A 17,782-nucleotide genomic window follows, 5' to 3' on the forward strand; every position below is an offset into this window, starting at 1 on the left:
CTTAATTGTGGAAGTTGTAGTTACGGGTATCGGTCTCACTTCTGCCTTGGGGAACCTCGGTCAAAGTTGGGAAAAACTGTTGGAAGGTAAGTCTGCTATTGAGTTACATCAACCTTTTGCAGAGTTACCTCCCCTACCTTTGGGTTTAATAAATTTTCAACCTGTTAATTTAACTCAGTTAACTAAGGAAGTCGTAGAAACTGCTATCAAATCTTCAGGTTTAACACTGCCCTTACCTGAATGTGGTGTAGTCATCGGTTCTAGTCGTGGCTATCAAGGATTGCTAGAAAAGTTGGCAAAAAAGCAGCTTATTGGAGATGGTCAGCAAAACGATCTGGAAAAAAATGACACTTCATTTATTAATTTGTTGCCCCATCAACCTGCTATTTTTGCTGCGAGTCAGATAGGTGCAAAGGGTACTGTTTTAGCTCCGATGGCTGCTTGTGCGACGGGGATATGGGCGATCGCTCGTGCTGTGGAGTTAATAGAAACGGGTCAATGTCAACAGGCGATCGCGGGTGCTGTGGAATCTCCTATTACACCTCTGAGTATAGCAGGATTTAGAAAAATGGGAGCTTTGGCTCAAACGGGTGCTTGTCCTTTTGACCGCTGTCGGGAGGGGTTGGTTTTGGGGGAAGGAGCTGCTGTTTTGGTATTAGAGTCTGCTGAATTTGCACGACAAAGAGCAGCTAAAATTTATGGTCAAATTCGGAGTTTTGGTTTGACAAATGATGCAAGTTATGGTAATGCACCGGATTTGAGTGGCAAAAGTGCAATGTTGGCGATCGCTCAATGTTTGGAAAGAAGCGGTTTATCTGCTGGAGATATTGACTATGTTCATGCTCATGGAACGGCAACTCAATTAAACGATCGCCATGAAGCTAATTTAATTGAGCAAATTTTTCCCCAGGGAGTGGCAGTTAGTTCGACAAAGGGAGCGACGGGTCATACATTGGGAGCATCTGGAGCATTGGGGGCAGCATTTTGTTTGATGGCGATCGAGCATCAGATTTTACCTCCCTGTGTGGGATTAGATGAGGCAGAATTTGATTTAGACTTGGTTAGGTATGGTCGTGAGTCTGAGGTGGAAAATGTTTTGTGTTTGAGTTTTGGGTTTGGTGGGCAAAATGCAGCGTTGGTTTTGAGTGGGGTTTAGCGATCGCTTTAGGAATTTGTTGTTAAAATAGGGAGTTATGAAGCATGGCAGTGGGAGCATCTTGCTCCCTACAAAAAAATAGCTGACGGCTGTTAGCTCCGCATTCCGCAGGAAATACTTACCATATAATTATTCTTAAGGAGTCTGTAATGTCTGTACAATTATTGCGACGACTATTTACTGTAGACGAGTATTATAAGCTGCTAGAAGCAGGAATATTAACTGAAGATGAACGAGTAGAACTAATACGAGGAGAAATTCTGAAAATGTCTCCTATTAGTCCTTCTCATGCAGGTTGTGTGAAACGTCTTGCCGAACTTTTCATTTTGGGTTTAGCAAAGACTGTTACTGTAGGAATTCAAGATCCTGTAAGATTGAACGATAATTCTGAACCAGAACCAGATATCGCTTTGCTGCAACGACGACCAGATTTTTATCGGACTCAACATCCTCAACCGGAAGATGTATTTCTCCTCATAGAAGTGGCAGATACAACAGTTAAATATGACAGAGAAGTAAAAATTCCCTTATATGCTGAGAATAATATTGTTGAAGTTTGGTTGGTGAATCTTCCTCAAAAATGTTTGGAAGTTTACCGACAACCTACAGGGAATGGTTATGAGAATGTGCAGACTTTTCAGAGCGGTGATACTGTGACTATTCAAGCTTTGCCTAATGTAACTTTTACTGTTGATGAAATATTGGGAGATTGATATAAATTTTGATAGTTGCTTGGATAATTCGTATAGGAGAAGATTTTCCTAGATTAACAAATTGTTATCCTGTTAGTAAGTTAGGTATGATTATGACTCAATTACAAGAATTATATCATGTCCGGTAGCATCGGTATTGTATAGCAAGAGTAGGGAACACCGGAGCTGGGAACAGGGAACAGTCAGGAATACCTAAGAGCAAGAAAAAAACTTAAATTTCTTGTAGATATTCACCTTTGGGTTTACACAAACGCGCCCCAGCGGACATGATATTAGATATAGTTGCATTAACTGAAGATAGACAAACAACTCATTTTGAAACAAGAGAACCCATTACTCTATATAAAGGACAAGTAGGAACAATTGTTATGGTATACGATAACAATGTTTTTGAAGTAGATTTTTCTGATAATGATGGAACAACTTATGCAATGGAAACTATTTCAGGCGATCAACTAATGGTTACATTATTAATTGTAGAAGTTTTTGCTTAAGACTTGGAAAAACAATATCTCATATAGAATCTGGTTATACAGTATATGTGTATAATTCTATCCGCACTTTCTCGCCTTCAATCTGTCCACTTCCCCTTCTCCCCACACTTCCCACCCCCAAATATATGATAAGTATTCAACCGGATTTGATATCAGGAGTCGCTCAATAACAAATCCCTCCAAATTAATGAAGGGATTATTGTAATTTTTTATTGATGGTTTTTAGGAAATTTTTTCTAGTTCTTTTCCTGCATATTTAGAGGTCTTCAGTTTGCGCTTGAGGGTTGAGGTTGCGCCTAGTGTAGCGAGAGCTAGTAGACTGAAGATAGAAGAAGGTTCGGGAATTTTATGATTCTCCATAACCATTGCTTCTCCTGAGTAAGTAACTGGATGCTCTGGATCTAATGGATCGCTTATTCCACCACTAGCAAATTGAAGTCCTAATCCAAGCAATGCCTCACGTACTTCAGGATCGAAATCGATGTCAAAGAGCATAGTAAAAACTTCATTATCTCCTAGCGTAGGAGGGGTAAACGCTTCAACATTTGCCCTAAAACCAAACCAGTTATCAGCATTATTAGAAATTGCTGAATAACCAATACTGGAATCTGGAGTAAACTCGTTATTAGCTAGTCCGTTGTCTAAAGAGGTGTCGCGTTCCATAGCAAAAATTGGATTGCCACCCATATCTACTAATTCTATAGATTCATTAGTTTTGGTATTTGTGATTGCAAATGTTACGTCACTAACATCAAAGCTAGGTATTGAAGCAAGTATACTTTGTTGAGGATTTGTTTTGTCAAAGAGTGCTAGACCACATCCACAGTCAGTTGCTGTCGAAGGTGCAAATAGACCATTAAGTTGGACTCCAAATAAGGCAGCACCAGGATTTTCTGAGGAAAATTTAATCCAGGTTGGTGGTGGGTCTGGTGGCATATCCATTGGTGGAGGATCAAAAAATCCACAGGCAAAAGTTGGTTCAGCTATAAAAGCAAGAGCTGTTACAACAGAGATACTTGACCAGAATCGATTTTGACTCATTTTACTTAATCTTATTTCAGTTAATAATGTTTTCGCTTAAGAATAATTAAAAACAATCAAGTTTCCTTAATACTGAAAGCTGACTAGAATAATTAAATTTAATTTCAGCTTTTTCTGACATCCATGATAATAATTTTATTTATTATTTATTAACTGGAAATCCTCTAAGATCATGTCCGGATAATTAGTGATAAAAAAACTTTTTCCTTCTCTTCTCCTTTCTTCCCTCCTGACTCCTGACTCCTAACTCCTGACTCCTCCGTCGTTTATTTATAACTGTTCAACCGGACATTATATAACTCGATCGATTTAAAATTATCTTTTCTTTGATTCCAAGTTAAGAATATTGAATACTAAAAAATAAAGCAATAGAAAATCCGGATATTTACTGAATCTTTATCTAGTAAATATATGTAAATATATGACTTTTTCTAATACGCCAAAACTACTAAAAAAACAATAGAATTTTCTATTTTCACACTAACTTTCAAATTAATATAATTACTTATTAAGAAGACTTTTACAGATTTTTATGTTGAATACTTAGATGATCTATAGTCGTAATTTTAATCACAAAATAATATTTAGTTTTGTTTCGATCTGAAGAGGAAAAAACCGTATAATAACGGAAACACATTAGACTTATAAGTAAAATTTATAGTAAATTTACAGAGACACGAAGGTTTGTCTTCATCGAATCTTCACAAAACTAGGCCACTGTAAACAAAATAGGCTGATGTTAATCTTGGAGATGGTAATTTTGACCCATGGAGATGGCCACCCTGATCATGGTAGAATAGCAATTACTTTTGAGTTGTAGTAATTAGTTATTACTCTTGCTCTAACTCTAAAAATTTTTCCTCACAAAGTGGCAGTTAGTTCGACAAAGGGAGCGACTGGTCATACATTGGGGGTGTCTGGAGCATTGGGGGCAGCATTTTGTTTGATGGCGATCGAGCATCAGATTTTACCTCCCTGTGTAGGATTAAATGATCCAGAATTTGACTTAGACTTGGTGAGGTATGGTCGTGAGTCTCAGGTGGAAAATGTTTTATGTTTGAGTTTTGGGTTTGGTGGGCAAAATGCTGCGTTAGTTTTGAGTAGGGTTTAGCGCAGGAGAAATTGCTCTAATTAAATAGTTTTTAATTATGAAACTTCCCAATGGAATTAAAGCGGAATTAGGCGATCAAATTGAAAGTTATTTTCTTAATTTTATATCAAATTGAATACCTATTATATAGTTTGGGCAGTAGGGGAGATTGAAGTCTAGATAAAATTATGAACATATATTTTATCTATCACCGAATTCTATGTCATCCAAAAATTTCAATAACTATAACGTTGCAGTTTAGGGTCTGACCCCTCCTATATGAAAAATTTCAATAACTATAACGTTGCAGTTTAGGGTCTGACCCTCCTATATGAAAAATTTCAATAACTATAACGTTGCAGTTTAGGGTCTGACCCCTCCTATATGAAAAATTTCAATAACTATAACGTTGCAGTTTAGGGTCTGACCCCTCCTATATGAAAAATTTCAATAACTATAACGTTGCAGTTTAGGGTCTGACCCCTCCTATATGAAAAATTTCAATAACTATAACGTTGCAGTTTAGGGTCTGACCTCTGCTATATGAAAAATTTCAATAACTATAACGTTGCAGTTTAGGGTCTGACCTCTGCTATATGAAAAATTTCAATAACTATAACGTTGCAGTTTAGGGTCTGACCCTCCTATATGAAAAATTTCAATAACTATAACGTTGCAGTTTAGGGTCTGACCCCTCCTATATGAAAAATTTCAATAACTATAACGTTGCAGTTTAGGGTCTGACCCCTCCTATATGAAAAATTTCAATAACTATAACGTTGCAGTTTAGGGTCTGACCCCTCCTATATGAAAAATTTCAATAACTATAACGTTGCAGTTTAGGGTCTGACCTCTGCTATATGAAAAATTTCAATAACTATAACGTTGCAGTTTAGGGTCTGACCTCTGCTATATGAAAAATTTCAATAACTATAACGTTGCAGTTTAGGGTCTGACCCCTCCTATATGAAAAATTTCAATAACTATAACGTTGCAGTTTAGGGTCTGACCTCTGCTATATGAAAAATTTCAATAACTATAACGTTGCAGTTTAGGGTCTGACCTCTGCTATATGAAAAATTTCAATAACTATAACGTTGCAGTTTAGGGTCTGACCTCTGCTATATGAAAAATTTCAATAACTATAACGTTGCAGTTTAGGGTCTGACCTCTGCTATATGAAAAATTTCAATAACTATAACGTTGCAGTTTAGGGTCTGACCTCTGCTATATGAAAAATTTCAATAACTATAACGTTGCAGTTTAGGGTCTGACCTCTGCTATATGAAAAATTTCAATAACTATAACGTTGCAGTTTAGGGTCTGACCTCTGCTATATGAAAAATTTCAATAACTATAACGTTGCAGTTTAGGGTCTGACCCCTCCTATACCAAAAATTTCAATAACTATAACGTTGCAGTTTAGGGTCTGACCCCTCCTATATGAAAAAAATCAGAAAACATTATTCTAGGAGTTTGATCTCCAAACCCTCATATAAAATCAGGTTGAACACTTAATTATTATTAATTCTATATTTGTGTGAGATTGAATATTGAAGTCTTATCGAGAATTATGAACATATATTATTATATAACCGGATTCTACATTAATCATCAAAAAGGGAAAAATAAAGCCACCCTTTTTCAACAAAAGCTAGGAATAACCTTAGAAAATGTAGAAATTTTGAAAAGTGCTATTAAAAGAGCTGCTATCAATGAATCGGTTATTATTCGTAAAGTAAATGAATATGGTACACACTATAATATGAAGTTCTTTCTCAAGACTAATATAGGAGAATCTCTGATTTTAGTTGCCTGGATAATTCGTACAGGAGAAGATTTTCCGAAATTAACAAATTGTTATCCTGTTAGTAAGTGAGTTATGATTATGACTCAATTACAAGAATTAGATATTGTTGCATTAACTGAAGATAGACAAACAACTCATTTTGAAACAGGAGAATCTATTATTCTATACAGAGGACAAGTAGGAACAATTGTTATGGAATACGATAATAATGTTTTTGAAGTAGATTTTTCTGATAATGATGGAAGAACTTATGCAATGGAAACTATTCCAAGCAATCAAATAATGCGATTACATTATTAATTAGTAGAAGTTGTTGTTTAATGCTTGGGAAGCACACAAGGAGTGGGTAATGTCTGTACAATAAATTCATATAATTAATTATTCTCAAGGAGTTAGTAATGTCTGTACAATTATTGCGACGACTATTTACTGTAGATGAGTGTTATAAAATGCTGGAAGTAGGAATATTAACTGAAAATGAACGATTAGAAATAATCCGAGGAGAAATTATCAAAATGTCGCCTATTAGTCCTCCTCATGCAGCTTGTGTGAAACGTCTTAATGAACTGTTTTTTTTGCGTTTAGCAAAAACCGTTACTGCGGGAATTCAAGATTCTGTAAGATTGAATGATAATTCTGAACCACAACCAGATATCAGTTTGTTGCAACGACGACCAGATTTTTATGATACTCAACATCCTCAACCAGAAAATGTATTTCTCCTTATTGAAGTTTCAGATACAACTATTAAATATGACAGAGAAATAAAAGTTCCTTTATATGCTGAGAATAATATTGTTGAAGTTTGGTTGGTAAATTTGACTGAAAAATGTCTGGAAGTTTACCGACAACCTACTGGGAATGGTTATGAAATTGTGCAGACTTTTCAAAGGGGTGAAACTGTGACTATTCAAGCTTTGCCTGATGTAACTTTTACTGTTGATGAAATATTGGGAAATTAACAGAAATTTTTAATTAGAATATTTAGAATAAATATAGTTTTTCAACCCATACAAATTCATGTAATTATTCTCAAGGAGTTAATAATGGCTGTAGAATTATTGCGACAACTATTTACTGTAGACCAGTATTATAAAATGTTCGATGCAGGAGTATTTACTGGAAATGAACGAGTAGAACTAATCAGAGGAGAAATTATCAAAATGTCCCCGATGGGTATTCGTCACTCAGCTTGTGTGAAACGTCTGAATCAACTTTTCTTTTTGCGTTTAGCACAAACTATTACTGTGGGAATTCAAGATTCTGTAAGATTGAATAATACTTCTGAACCACAACCAGATATCAGTTTGTTGCAACGACGACCAGATTTTTATGAGACTCAACAACCTCAACCAGAAAATGTATTTCTCCTCATAGAAGTTTCAGATACAACTATTAAATATGACAGAGAAATAAAAGTTCCTTTATATGCTGAGGTAAGCATTCAGCAGTCAGCCATCAGCTAGCCTCCTCCGGAGGAACTGCGGACTTCAGCTGTTACTTTTAGTTTAGGATAAAAGCAATATTTAATTGTCTTACGACAAAAGTTGCTTCCCTTCCTTGCCCTTAAAGTCAGTTGTTAATTTAAACACTGTCCTTAACAAGAGAATCTTGTTGCTGATAGCTGACTGCTAATAGCTGAATGCTTACATGCTGAGAATAATATTGTTGAAGTTTGGTTGGTGAATCTGACTGAAAAATGTCTGGAAGTTTATCGACAACCTACAGCGAATGGTTATGAAATTGTGCAGACTTTTCAAAGGGGTGAAACTGTAACTATTCAAGCTTTGCCTGATGTAACTTTTACTGTTGATGAAATATTGGGAGATTAAGAGAATAGGGAATAGGGAAAAAGTATTTTGGTAAATATGAGATGCACCCAACCACGCTCCTAATTGCTAAACTGTAAATTTGGCTCTAAATCTGAATATTCACCTAATTTATATTGTCTTTGTTTAATTAATTTCTCTAGTTTCTTGACACGCTTTTCTCCAGCAGGATGACTAGAAAAAAAGTCCCAGTTTAATTTTTCTTGTTCTTTCAGGTTCTTAAAAAAATCCGTTGCTCCTGTTACATGACCATAGGTTTTATTTAATAGCATTAATCCGAATTCATCTGCTTGATATTCTTGAGACTGGGAATAGCGAGTATTACTAATATTTTCTATAACAACTCCAACACTATTAGCTAAGGTTGCATTATCTCCAAAAATACTAGCGATCGCAACTCGAATAACTAAGGTTTTTCCTAAACTCCGCAGATGATCTCTATTGGCAAAATGTCCTAATTCATGACCTAAAATCATCATCAATTCATTTTCTGATTTAACTTCTTTCACTAACCCTTCAAAAATACCAATAACATCCCCAGGAATGGCAAAAGCGTTAACGTTTTTTTCAGGAATATAGATTACTCGATAATCCCTTTTTTCTGATAATTTATTATCTAGTTTAGACTCTAAACGATCTAAGAGATTATTTAAGATTTCTTGTTGAGGGGAATCTTTGGTTTTTTGTTCATAAACCGGGACAATTAATGCTCCTAACTTTTGTTCCCAACTAATAGGAATTTGAGTAATTGCCCAATCAACTAACATCGATACACAGTTAATCATTATGACAATAATCGCTGTAAAAATTCCTAATATAATTAAAAGTTGACGATTAGTTGGTGGGGGATTGCGATCGCTCATAAATTTGATTAATTATTAAGGAGTCAGGAGTCAGGAGTCAGGAGTCAGAATAAATGGGAATTATAGAGGAGTTATACCAATTTGATAAATGTTTGTTACAAATGGATGGTAGAAGTAAGAAAGAAGGAAGAAGGAAGAAGGAAGAAGAGGTAAATATTTAAAAAAAGGGAAAAAAGATAGAGATAACTTTTTCAAATGAACTGGAGCAGCTATTTTTAAGCATATCTGATCGATATTTACCTTTTTGTAGCATTCTTTTTTCAAATTGGTATTATACCATTTCTCAAAAAGAATGCTATGTATGATTGGGTGGGGACCCACCCCTCGCCCCTCCCCCGACCGTGGAGGGGAAGTGTGGGAAGTGTGGGAAATGTGGGGAGGGGTTAAAAGTAGGAAAAATCTATACTAACCGACTAATAATTGTCAAAAAAATACTTTGAATCTTGGTAAATATTTGACTGTTGAAGTATAACTGAAGTATAGCATTGCTTTTGGGAATTGATATTAGTCGGAAAAATTATCCCTGGATTTTTCTGCCATAATTATCCCAAAATACTAACTTTTTGACCTTGTTCCACCAAAAATACTAAAGTCTGTATATGTCAATACTTTGAGAATAAATCAGCAAATCTTAATTACTACTTTTGGTAGGACGGAAAGGATTTAAAAAGTTTAATAGAGGATAAATGGCGCGACTTTGAATCCATAAACTGCCTTGACCACTAAACCGACAAACCAACCCTTCACCCCCTAAAATTCCTGTTTTTAAACCTTTAAATGATAAACCTCCAATCATCTCGACATTATAATTTAGGGTATCTTCAAAAGCCACAATATAACTGGTATCTACTACATAATTTTCTTCCACAGGAATTTCTAAAATACCCCCATAGGAACTAAACCAAAAATCCCCCCTTCCAGTAGCTCTTAATAAAAACAAAGATTCTCCACTAAAAAAGCCTTTAAATCCTTGAAATTTGGTATCTATTTCTACAGTATCACTACAGGCAACAAACCCTGATGATTGAACCAATAAACCACAACGATTCTCTATATAATAATGTTGAATATCTCCAGGGACACCTGGGGAAACATAGAGTTTTCCTGACTGGTTTTGAGCGGTGAATTCACTAATAAATAAGGATTCACCGCTCAACATTCTACCAACTCCTTTCATTAAGCCACCTTTGACCTTAGATTGCATTTTTATTGAGGTATCCATAGCTGCCATAGCTGAAGCTTCTACTAATACTTTTTGCTCCGGGTACAAATCAATAATTAATGAAGCATAAGCTGGAGAATGTTCAATTTTATAAGCAATTTTTGACATATATACTCATCCTATTTTATTGGTAAATACTAAAGTTTAAAACAGAGAATAGGGAAGGTCATTTCAGTTATCAGTTATCAGTTATCAGTTGTCATTAAACAAAATAATTAAGAGGTTGTCTGAGAAGTCCCATTTGCGACATCGCTCGCCCCCTAAATCCCCCAATTTTGGGGGACTTTTAGAAGCAAATTGACTCTTGTCCCCCCCAATTTTGGGGGGCTAGGGGGGCAAAATTCACTATCAAAAAACTTTTCAGATATCCTCTAATTATACCAGTTTGATAAATGTTCGTTACAAATGGTAGAAGTAAGAAAGAAGGAAGAGGAAAGAAGGAAGAAGGATTAAATTTTAAAAAAAAGGGGAAACCAATAGAAATAAATATCTAAAATGAACTGGAGCAGCTATTTTTAAGCATATCCGAGCGAGGTTTACCTTTTTGTAGCATTCTTTTTTCAAATTGGTATTAGGGCTTGCAATTAAATATCAAAGTATTGACAGATAAATAGTAAAGCCTTTTTTAGATAGAAAAAAATGCCTGATTTTCAGTATATTACGCTCAAAAAGTTGTCATAAGAGGCAGAATAATTGCAGAAAAATAACTCTAACAAAATATCTGACTATCTCCTATATAACTCTCCGTTCCTCCTAACTACTCTCTACTCCCCCACTCCCCTACTCCCCTACTCCCCTACTCCCTAAAAATAAGCAAACCCTAATTATCTAGGAGGCAATTGAGAACCAATAACAGATCCAAAACTCCCTGGGTTATGGGTTTGACAATAAACTTTGCCTTGACCTTGGAAACGACAGACAAAACCTTCACCGCCAAAAAATGCTCCCAACCAACTAGAATTAGCTTTATCAATACGAAAATCTAAACTTCTTTCAAAGGCGACAATATGACCAGTATCCACAATATAATCACCGTTAACATCTATTTCATAAATTCCTCCGAAAGAGGTTAAAATTACCGGACCATAACCTGTAACACTTAACCAAAAAATAGATTCTCCTGAAAATAAAGATTTCATCCCTTGAAACCCTAAATCAAGGTCTACATTGTTAGCAGAAGCAAGATAGGAAGCTGATTGGACGACTAATTCTTGACCCTTCATTTCATAAACCAGGATGTCTCCCATGAATTTAGGGGCGAGAAAAACTTGACCATCGGGGGTAGGGGAACGAAAAACACTTAAAAAGAGAGATTCACCCCCTAACATTCGTTTAAATCCTCCCATAATTCCCCCTCCTTTTCCTTGTCTGAGGGTAGTACTACTATTGACAAACCCACTCATAGCAACCATAGAACCTGCTTGGGCGATGATTTCTTCCCCTGCATTTAAGCTAACTTTGGCGATCGCATTATCGGGTTGATGTATTAGTTGAATATCCATGATTTTTTGAACTTTTTAACTAGCTATCAGGTTCTATAACTTGGGTTTAAATCCCCGGTTGATATCAACCGGAAAGTGCGCGGAGGGGTAACATAACCCCTTCTAAACCTCTATTGCTGATTGCTGATGGCTGATTGCTTATTGCTTATTGTTAACGGACTTTGGGACTTAAGAATCTAACTAAACCCGCAACACTACGAGATTGTAAATAAATAACACCATTCCCTTTGAGTCGGTTAACTAATCCTTCTCCAGAAGTGACCGAACTAATTAAACCACCCGATAACCCAACACTCATTTTAATATTGGAACTGTAAGCTACCAAATGGCTATTATCAACAATAAATTCCCCAGCAATATCTTGCTTACTCAATCCTCCATAGGCCCCAAAGAAAACTTTTCCACGGCCACTTACTTTTAACTTAAATAACCCTTCTCCCATAAACCAACTGGCAAATCCTGCCCATCTTACTCCTAGCTTAATTTTAGGGGTACTTGCAATGTAAGCTCCTGGTTGAAAACATATCTCATTTCCTGTTAATTCTAAAGACTCAATATCCCCAATAATTGATTGGGTTAACGTAACACTTAAAGGTTCGGAGGTTTTGTTCTCAAAAACATTAACAAATAGGGATTCACCCCCTAAAAATTTTCTTAATAAAGCTGAGAAAAAGCCTCCAGAAAATTGTGTTTTCATGGACAAATTACCATCCATGCTGGTCATGGCTCCCGCTTCGGCTATAATGATCTCACCAGGATTTAAGGTGATGAAAATAGCAGCAAAGGCTGGTTTATATCTAATTTTATATTTCACTGCTGACACATAGTAATAGTTGCTTAATATATTAGAGTTGTTGGGAATTAAGCTAAAAAAATGGCTAAAACCCTTATCAGTCAAAGTTTATAGCATTCTTGATTCCTAAAATCGTAAAAGCCTTATATGGTAAGCTTTTGAGCATTGTTCAACTTTTATTTCCCAACAACTCTATTATTACCATAAAATGTAATTTTTGACCTTAATTTTCTATTAAACATCTCCAAAAATTAACAATAAAATCAAATGTCTGTACAATAAATTCATATAATTAATTATTCTCAAGGAGTCTGTAATGTCTGTAAAATTATTGCGACGACTATTTACTGTAGACCAGTATTATAAAATGCTGGAAGCAGGAGTATTTAATGAAAATGAACGAGTAGAATTAATCAGAGGAGAAATTATCACAATGTCCCCTATGGGTATTTATCACGCAGTTTGTGTGGATATTCTTAACCGACTGTTTTTTTTACGTTTACCAACAACTGTTACTGTGAGAGTTCAAAATCCTATAAGATTGAACGATAATTCGGAACCACAACCAGATATAAGTTTGCTGCAAGGACAACCAAGTTTCTATCGGACTCAGCATCCTCAACCAGAAAATATATTTCTCGTCATTGAAGTGTCAGATACAACAATTAAATATGACAGAGAAGTAAAAGTTCCTTTATATGCTGAGAATAATATTGTTGAAGTTTGGTTGGTAAATCTGACTGAAAAATATCTGGAAGTTTACCGACAACCTACTGCGAATGGTTATGAGATTGTGCAGACTTTTCAAAGGGGTGAAACTGTGACAATTCAAGCTTTCCCTAATGTAACTTTTACTGTTGATGAAATATTGGGAGATTAACAGAAATTTTTAATTAGAATATTTAGAGTAAATATAATTTTTCAACCCATACAAATTCATAGGATTATTTTCAAGGAGTTAATAATGGCTGTAGAATTATTGCGACAACTATTTACCGTAGACCAGTATTATAAAATGCAAGATGCAGGAGTATTTACTGGAAATGAACGAGTAGAACTAATCAGAGGAGAAATTATCAAAATGTCCCCTATGGGTATTCGTCACCCCGCTTGTGTGAAATGTCTTGCCGAACTTTTCATTTTGCGTTTAGCACAAACTGTTACTGTGGGAATTCAAGATCCTGTAAGATTGAATAATACTTCTGAACCACAACCAGATATAAGTTTGCTACAACGACGACCAGATTTTTATCGGACTCAACAACCTCAACCAGAAAATGTATTTCTCCTTATAGAGGTGTCAGATACAACAATTAAATATGACCGAGAAGTAAAAGTTCCTTTATATGCTGAGAATAATATTGTTGAAGTTTGGTTGGTAAATCTGACTGAAAAATGTTTGGAAGTTTACCGACAACCTACTGCGAATGGTTATGAAATTGTGCAGACTTTTAAGAGTGGTGAAATGGTAGATATTCAAGCTTTGCCTAATGTAACTTTTACTGTTGATGAAATATTGGGAGATTAACAGAAATTTTCAGTTAGAATATTTAGAGTAAATATAATTTTTCAACCCATACAAATTCATAGGATTATTTTCAAAGAGTTGATAATGTCTGTACAATTATTGCGACGATTATTTACTGTAGATGAGTGTTATAAAATGCTGGAAGCAGGAATATTAACTGAAAATGAACGATTAGAAATAATCCGAGGAGAAATTATCAAAATGTCGCCTATTACTCCTCCTCATGCAGCTCGTGTAAGCTGTCTTAGCGAACTTTTCATTTTGGGTTTAGCAAAAACTGTTACTGTGAGAGTTAAAAATCCTGTAAGATTGAATAATAATTCTGAAACATTACCAGATATAGCTTTGTTGCAACAACGACCAAGTTTGTATCGGACTCAACATCCTCAAGCAGAAAATGTATTTCTCCTTATAGAAGTTTCAGATACAACAATTAAATATGACCGAGAAGTAAAAGTTCCTTTATATGCTGAGAATAATATTGTTGAAGTTTGGTTAGTAAATTTGACTGAAGAATGTCTGGAAGTTTACCGACAACCTACTGCGAATGGTTATGAGATTGTGCAGACTTTTCAAAGGGGTGAAAATGTGACTATTCAAGCTTTGCCTAATGTAACTTTTACTGTTGATGAAATATTGGGATATTAATACAAATTTTCAACATTAATTACTCAATATTATATAAATTTATTCTGTTCTGAGTATTAGTAAAAAAAGCTTTTATCCAAAACTAAAAAATAGCTGTTAACACTTAATATAATTATTCTCAAGGAGTTGGAAATGTCTGTACAATTATTGCGACGACTATTTACTGTAGACCAGTATTATAAAATGCTGGAAGCAGGAGTATTTACTGAAAATGAACGAGTAGAACTAATCCGAGGAGAAATTGTCAAAATGTCCCCTATGGGTATTCGTCACTCAGCTTCTGTGAAATGTCTTGCCGAACTTTTCATTTTGCGTTTAGCACAAACTGTTACTGTGGGAATTCAAGATCCTGTAAGATTGAATAATACTTCTGAACCACAACCAGATATAAGTTTGCTGCAACGACGACCAGATTTTTATGAAACTCGACATCCTCAACCAGAAGATGTATTTCTCCTCATAGAAGTTTCAGATACAACTATTAAATATGACCGAGAAATAAAAGTTCCCTTATATGCTGAGAATAATATTGTTGAAGTTTGGTTGGTGAATCTGACTGAAGAATGTCTGGAAGTTTACCGAAAACCTACAGCGAATGGTTATAAGATTGTACAGACTTTTCAAAGGGGTGAAACTGTGACTATTCAAGCTTTGCCTCATATAACTTTTACTGTTGATGAAATATTGGGAGATTAACAGAAATTTTCAACATTAATTACTTAATACTATATAAATTTCTGTTCTGAGTATTAGTAAAAAAGCTTTTATCCAAAACTAAAAAATAGCTGTTAACACTTAATATAATTATTCTCAAGGAGTTGGTAATGTCTGTAGAATTATTGCGACAACTATTTACTGTAGACCAGTATTATAAAATGTTGGATGCAGGAGTATTTACTGAAAATCAACGAGTAGAACTAATCAGAGGAGAAATTATCAAAATTTCCCCTATGGGTATTCGTCACTCAGCTTCTGTGAAATGTCTTGCCGAACTTTTCATTTTGCGTTTAGCACAAACTGTTACTGTGGGAATTCAAGATCCTGTAAGATTGAATAATACTTCTGAACCACAACCAGATATAAGTTTGCTGCAACGACGACCAGATTTTTATGAGACTCGACATCCTCAACCAGAAAATGTATTTCTCCTCATAGAAGTTTCAGATACAACTATTAAATATGACCGAGAAATAAAAGTTCCCTTATATGCTGAGAATAATATTGTTGAAGTTTGGTTGGTAAATCTGACTGAAGAATGTCTGGAAGTTTACCGACAACCTAAAGGAAATGGTTATGAAATTGTGCAGACTTTTCAAAGGGGTGAAACTGTAACTATTCAAGCTTTGCCTGATGTAACTTTTACTGTTGATGAAATATTGGGAGATTAACAGAAACTTTCACCCTAATTATTAATTATTAATTGCTAACCCCTGCCTAATTTGCTCTTTCCCACAAACGCTTAATTTCTGTCAACACCTCTGCGTTAGGAGTGGACATAGTTTGCACTCCAGGATTCATTTTGACTCCAGGGATATTTTGACTCCAGGGACTATTCGGTACACTCTGCAAATCCAAACTCTGGTCTATAGGACGAAAACCATACTGTACAAATAGTTTCTGCTGTTCTGGTTGTCTGAGAAAATCAATAAATTTTCTGGCTGCGTCAACCATACCACTACTAACATCACGCCTAGCGATCGCTGCTGTGGAAACTGTTTCAATGGTAGGATTGAGATAATAAATTTGATATGGTTGCCCTTGGGTAGTGCGAGACTGTTCCCATCGATGCAAGGCAATACTCTCATATACTGTTGCTATATCCGCATCATTTTCACCTTTGGCAATAAATTCTTGTAACAAAATATCGGTCGAACGTGGAGGCAAATAAACTGAACGCTTGACTAAACTAAATAAAGATTTGACTGAGGAATTATTTAAACTTTGACTGGTGAAAGTTGCTCCTCCAATTTCTGATTTTGCCCATAAACTTAATGTTAATTGACCGCTATTGGAGCGAGTAGGGTTAGTAGTGAGAAAATCAAAACTACCCCACTGTGGTTTACCTCCAATTTTTTCCCAATTTCCAACTTCCATTGCTTGAGAAATTTTTTGCCAACTAAATTGATTATTGGGAAATAAAACTTGACCCCGTTCCGGCCAAGCGATCGCTACTAATATTGTTTTGGCAATTGGTTGTGGTTTGTCATAAAAAGGTTCGCTATTATTTTGTGCCTTCCATCTTGTTTCTAATTCTTCTAAAATTTCTCTATTAGCTGGAATTAAAACTGTGGGAGTAAAATCATTTTGGTCATCAACATATTTATTAATAATATCTTGGGAACCTTGATATTTTAGTTCTAAATTAATCTGGGGATATTTTTGTTCAAATTTAGTTTCTAATTCAGGAAGAATTTCTTGTAGTTCGGTGCCACTAACAACTACAATATTTTTTGAGATTTCTGGGAGTGGAATATATGTTAAACCCAGGGATGCTAAAATAATTCCTAAAGATGTAATTAGTGATTTTTTTCTGTTGGTAGGTTTCATGGTTTTTTTAGTTTGATTATAGAATTTTTCAGGTTAATGAAGGATATTAAAAAAGCGGTCAGCAGTCAGCATTTAGTAGTAAACGTTTAGAGGATATCTGAAAAGTTTTTTGATACTGAATTTTGCCCCCCTAGCCCCCCAACTTTGGGGGGAACAAGAGTATATTTGTTTCTAAAGGTCCCCCAAAATTGGGGGGAACAAGAGTCAATTTACTTCTAAAGGTCCCCCAAAATTGGGGGATGCGCGGGGCTGAAAAGTTTTTTGATACTGAATTTTGCCCCCCTAGCCCCCCAACTTTGGGGGGAACAAGAGTCAATTTACTTCTAAAAGTTCCCCAAAATTGGGGGATGCGCGGGGGCTGAAAAGTTTTTTGATACTGAATTTTGCTCCCTGGCCCCCCAAAATTGGGGGGAACAAGAGTCAATTTACTTCTAAAAGTTCCCCAAAATTGGGGGATGCGCGGGGGCTGAAAAGTTTTTTGATACTGAATTTTGCCCCCCTGGCCACCCAAAATTGGGGGGAACAAGAGTCAATTTACTTCTAAAG

Annotated in this window: 19 protein-coding genes and 1 pseudogene; 14 read left to right on the top strand and 6 right to left on the bottom strand. The window is 35.5% G+C overall.

Annotated elements, in window-relative coordinates:
• Nucleotides 1–7: 7 nt before the first annotated feature.
• The 3 genes from SAGCYANO_RS06135 (at nucleotide 8) to SAGCYANO_RS06145 (ending at nucleotide 2,363) form a co-directional block, all read left to right on the top strand.
• Nucleotides 8–1,156 (top strand): beta-ketoacyl-ACP synthase, encoded by a 1,149-nt coding sequence (locus tag SAGCYANO_RS06135; protein ID WP_202219263.1) that lies wholly within the window; start codon nucleotides 8–10, stop codon nucleotides 1,154–1,156.
• A gap of 149 nt (nucleotides 1,157–1,305) precedes the next feature.
• On the top strand, nucleotides 1,306–1,869 hold the full coding sequence (locus tag SAGCYANO_RS06140; protein ID WP_202219264.1) for a Uma2 family endonuclease: 564 nt from the start codon (nucleotides 1,306–1,308) through the stop codon (nucleotides 1,867–1,869).
• Nucleotides 1,870–2,105: 236 nt separating this feature from the next.
• A complete protein-coding gene (locus tag SAGCYANO_RS06145) occupies nucleotides 2,106–2,363 on the top strand; it encodes a DUF4926 domain-containing protein (protein ID WP_237395848.1) in 258 nt (85 codons plus the stop codon).
• A 222-nt stretch (nucleotides 2,364–2,585) separates the two neighbouring features.
• On the opposite strand, the gene SAGCYANO_RS06150 is transcribed toward SAGCYANO_RS06145, so the two are convergent.
• Entirely contained in the window at nucleotides 2,586–3,404 is an 819-nt protein-coding gene (locus SAGCYANO_RS06150; RefSeq protein ID WP_202219265.1) for a PEP-CTERM sorting domain-containing protein, read from the bottom strand.
• Nucleotides 3,405–4,254: 850 nt separating this feature from the next.
• Between SAGCYANO_RS06150 and SAGCYANO_RS06155 the strand changes: the two are divergent.
• The 6 genes and pseudogenes from SAGCYANO_RS06155 to SAGCYANO_RS06180 all read left to right on the top strand — a co-directional run.
• A pseudogene (locus SAGCYANO_RS06155) lies at nucleotides 4,255–4,515 on the top strand (beta-ketoacyl-ACP synthase); the annotation flags it as partial.
• 1,552 nt (nucleotides 4,516–6,067) lie between these two features.
• On the top strand, nucleotides 6,068–6,373 hold the full coding sequence (locus SAGCYANO_RS06160) for a DUF6883 domain-containing protein (RefSeq protein WP_237395850.1): 306 nt from the start codon (nucleotides 6,068–6,070) through the stop codon (nucleotides 6,371–6,373).
• Between the two features lie 9 nt (nucleotides 6,374–6,382).
• Entirely contained in the window at nucleotides 6,383–6,604 is a 222-nt protein-coding gene (locus SAGCYANO_RS06165) for a DUF4926 domain-containing protein (protein WP_202219266.1), read from the top strand.
• 98 nt (nucleotides 6,605–6,702) lie between these two features.
• Nucleotides 6,703–7,266: a Uma2 family endonuclease gene (locus tag SAGCYANO_RS06170; protein ID WP_202219267.1), complete on the top strand. Its 564-nt coding sequence runs from the start codon at nucleotides 6,703–6,705 to the stop codon at nucleotides 7,264–7,266.
• Between the two features lie 84 nt (nucleotides 7,267–7,350).
• Complete coding sequence (locus SAGCYANO_RS06175) at nucleotides 7,351–7,770, top strand: Uma2 family endonuclease (RefSeq protein ID WP_202219268.1); 420 nt, start codon at nucleotides 7,351–7,353, stop codon at nucleotides 7,768–7,770.
• A gap of 168 nt (nucleotides 7,771–7,938) precedes the next feature.
• Complete coding sequence (locus tag SAGCYANO_RS06180; protein WP_255502472.1) at nucleotides 7,939–8,136, top strand: Uma2 family endonuclease; 198 nt, start codon at nucleotides 7,939–7,941, stop codon at nucleotides 8,134–8,136.
• A 59-nt stretch (nucleotides 8,137–8,195) separates the two neighbouring features.
• Here SAGCYANO_RS06180 and SAGCYANO_RS06185 read toward each other — a convergent pair whose 3' ends face one another.
• From SAGCYANO_RS06185 to SAGCYANO_RS06200, 4 genes are all read right to left on the bottom strand, one after another.
• Nucleotides 8,196–8,996 carry a M48 family metallopeptidase gene (locus SAGCYANO_RS06185; RefSeq protein WP_202219270.1) on the bottom strand — a complete coding sequence of 267 codons (801 nt, stop codon included), beginning with the start codon at nucleotides 8,994–8,996 and terminating at the stop codon, nucleotides 8,196–8,198.
• A 631-nt stretch (nucleotides 8,997–9,627) separates the two neighbouring features.
• Entirely contained in the window at nucleotides 9,628–10,326 is a 699-nt protein-coding gene (locus SAGCYANO_RS06190; protein ID WP_202219271.1) for a TIGR00266 family protein, read from the bottom strand.
• 716 nt (nucleotides 10,327–11,042) lie between these two features.
• Nucleotides 11,043–11,720 (bottom strand): TIGR00266 family protein, encoded by a 678-nt coding sequence (locus tag SAGCYANO_RS06195; protein ID WP_202219272.1) that lies wholly within the window; start codon nucleotides 11,718–11,720, stop codon nucleotides 11,043–11,045.
• 151 nt (nucleotides 11,721–11,871) lie between these two features.
• Nucleotides 11,872–12,534, bottom strand: coding sequence for a TIGR00266 family protein (locus SAGCYANO_RS06200; protein WP_202219273.1), 663 nt, complete (start codon nucleotides 12,532–12,534; stop codon nucleotides 11,872–11,874).
• 295 nt (nucleotides 12,535–12,829) lie between these two features.
• On the opposite strand from SAGCYANO_RS06200, the gene SAGCYANO_RS06205 reads away from it, so the two are divergent.
• The 5 genes from SAGCYANO_RS06205 to SAGCYANO_RS06225 all read left to right on the top strand — a co-directional run bounded on the left by SAGCYANO_RS06205 (nucleotide 12,830) and on the right by SAGCYANO_RS06225 (nucleotide 16,077).
• Nucleotides 12,830–13,393 (top strand): Uma2 family endonuclease, encoded by a 564-nt coding sequence (locus SAGCYANO_RS06205; protein ID WP_202219274.1) that lies wholly within the window; start codon nucleotides 12,830–12,832, stop codon nucleotides 13,391–13,393.
• 84 nt (nucleotides 13,394–13,477) lie between these two features.
• The gene (locus tag SAGCYANO_RS06210; protein WP_202219275.1) at nucleotides 13,478–14,041 is read left to right on the top strand and encodes a Uma2 family endonuclease; all 564 of its coding nucleotides are present in this window, start codon (nucleotides 13,478–13,480) and stop codon (nucleotides 14,039–14,041) included.
• An 84-nt stretch (nucleotides 14,042–14,125) separates the two neighbouring features.
• Nucleotides 14,126–14,689 (top strand): Uma2 family endonuclease, encoded by a 564-nt coding sequence (locus SAGCYANO_RS06215; RefSeq protein WP_202219276.1) that lies wholly within the window; start codon nucleotides 14,126–14,128, stop codon nucleotides 14,687–14,689.
• A gap of 132 nt (nucleotides 14,690–14,821) precedes the next feature.
• The gene (locus SAGCYANO_RS06220; RefSeq protein WP_202219277.1) at nucleotides 14,822–15,385 is read left to right on the top strand and encodes a Uma2 family endonuclease; all 564 of its coding nucleotides are present in this window, start codon (nucleotides 14,822–14,824) and stop codon (nucleotides 15,383–15,385) included.
• 128 nt (nucleotides 15,386–15,513) lie between these two features.
• A complete protein-coding gene (locus tag SAGCYANO_RS06225) occupies nucleotides 15,514–16,077 on the top strand; it encodes a Uma2 family endonuclease (RefSeq protein ID WP_202219278.1) in 564 nt (187 codons plus the stop codon).
• 46 nt (nucleotides 16,078–16,123) lie between these two features.
• Here the strand turns inward: SAGCYANO_RS06225 and SAGCYANO_RS06230 are convergent, their stop codons facing one another.
• The gene (locus SAGCYANO_RS06230) at nucleotides 16,124–17,236 is read right to left on the bottom strand and encodes a substrate-binding domain-containing protein (protein WP_202219279.1); all 1,113 of its coding nucleotides are present in this window, start codon (nucleotides 17,234–17,236) and stop codon (nucleotides 16,124–16,126) included.
• Nucleotides 17,237–17,782 lie beyond the last annotated feature (546 nt).

Source organism: Okeania sp. KiyG1, assembly GCF_014132355.1.
Lineage (GTDB): Bacteria > Cyanobacteriota > Cyanobacteriia > Cyanobacteriales > Microcoleaceae > Okeania.

What these genes read in the sequence shown, in the direction of transcription:
- SAGCYANO_RS06170 (WP_202219267.1), top strand. Translation starts at nt 6,703, where the DNA reads ATGTCTGTACAATTATTGCGACGACTATTTACTGTAGATGAGTGTTAT.
- SAGCYANO_RS06210 (WP_202219275.1), top strand. Translation starts at nt 13,478, where the DNA reads ATGGCTGTAGAATTATTGCGACAACTATTTACCGTAGACCAGTATTAT.
- SAGCYANO_RS06225 (WP_202219278.1), top strand. Translation starts at nt 15,514, where the DNA reads ATGTCTGTAGAATTATTGCGACAACTATTTACTGTAGACCAGTATTAT.
- SAGCYANO_RS06195 (WP_202219272.1), bottom strand. Translation starts at nt 11,720, where the DNA reads ATGGATATTCAACTAATACATCAACCCGATAATGCGATCGCCAAAGTT.
- SAGCYANO_RS06160 (WP_237395850.1), top strand. Translation starts at nt 6,068, where the DNA reads ATGAACATATATTATTATATAACCGGATTCTACATTAATCATCAAAAA.
- SAGCYANO_RS06140 (WP_202219264.1), top strand. Translation starts at nt 1,306, where the DNA reads ATGTCTGTACAATTATTGCGACGACTATTTACTGTAGACGAGTATTAT.
- SAGCYANO_RS06165 (WP_202219266.1), top strand. Translation starts at nt 6,383, where the DNA reads ATGACTCAATTACAAGAATTAGATATTGTTGCATTAACTGAAGATAGA.
- SAGCYANO_RS06215 (WP_202219276.1), top strand. Translation starts at nt 14,126, where the DNA reads ATGTCTGTACAATTATTGCGACGATTATTTACTGTAGATGAGTGTTAT.
- SAGCYANO_RS06205 (WP_202219274.1), top strand. Translation starts at nt 12,830, where the DNA reads ATGTCTGTAAAATTATTGCGACGACTATTTACTGTAGACCAGTATTAT.
- SAGCYANO_RS06175 (WP_202219268.1), top strand. Translation starts at nt 7,351, where the DNA reads ATGGCTGTAGAATTATTGCGACAACTATTTACTGTAGACCAGTATTAT.
- SAGCYANO_RS06220 (WP_202219277.1), top strand. Translation starts at nt 14,822, where the DNA reads ATGTCTGTACAATTATTGCGACGACTATTTACTGTAGACCAGTATTAT.
- SAGCYANO_RS06230 (WP_202219279.1), bottom strand. Translation starts at nt 17,236, where the DNA reads ATGAAACCTACCAACAGAAAAAAATCACTAATTACATCTTTAGGAATT.
- SAGCYANO_RS06190 (WP_202219271.1), bottom strand. Translation starts at nt 10,326, where the DNA reads ATGTCAAAAATTGCTTATAAAATTGAACATTCTCCAGCTTATGCTTCA.
- SAGCYANO_RS06185 (WP_202219270.1), bottom strand. Translation starts at nt 8,996, where the DNA reads ATGAGCGATCGCAATCCCCCACCAACTAATCGTCAACTTTTAATTATA.
- SAGCYANO_RS06150 (WP_202219265.1), bottom strand. Translation starts at nt 3,404, where the DNA reads ATGAGTCAAAATCGATTCTGGTCAAGTATCTCTGTTGTAACAGCTCTT.